Source organism: Pseudomonas sp. Y24-6 (assembly GCF_020295325.1).
Lineage (GTDB): Bacteria > Pseudomonadota > Gammaproteobacteria > Pseudomonadales > Pseudomonadaceae > Aquipseudomonas > Aquipseudomonas gregormendelii.
On the sequence record NZ_JACBXG010000054.1, the window covers coordinates 1 to 509 of the forward strand.

Here is a 509-nt window from a genome sequence, read left to right on the forward strand (position 1 = left end):
ATATTTGACCTGTTCAGTTGGACGTTTCTGCTCCTTATCCCAGCGTTGCTGATTTTGTATCCCGCCAATCCCTCCGCTTTTGCCTTTCTTGCATTACGGCGTCCTGTACCGGCCAGACCTCCTGCCCGCCTGATTTTCGTCCGTTTCAACGATTAATCCGACCTTCTGCGCGCCGATCTTCGGCGCACTGTCTGACTGCGCCAACCTGGCGCGGCTTGGTATTACCTGAGTTGTCCTGACCCTTTGGAGATTGCCATGCATGCCACATTGAAATTTATCCTCGCCACCCTGCTCGTGAGCAGCCCACTTATCGCCTCGGCAGTCGATGAGCATCACCCGGAGGGGCAGACCGCGCCCGCCAAGACAAGCGAAGCAGCTACGCCGATGCAAAACAATGTCATGACCGAGCAAATGCAAAAAATGCAGGCTGCACACGACAAGGCAGCCGCCGCCAAGACCCCTGCCGAGCGACACGCCGCCATGCAGGAGAGCATGAAGACGATGAAGGA

Annotated in this window: 1 pseudogene; it reads left to right on the forward strand. The window is 56.6% G+C overall.

The features are described from left to right. Positions 1 to 255 precede the first annotated feature (255 nt). Positions 256 to 509: pseudogene (locus HYI44_RS29215) on the forward strand (hypothetical protein); the annotation flags it as partial.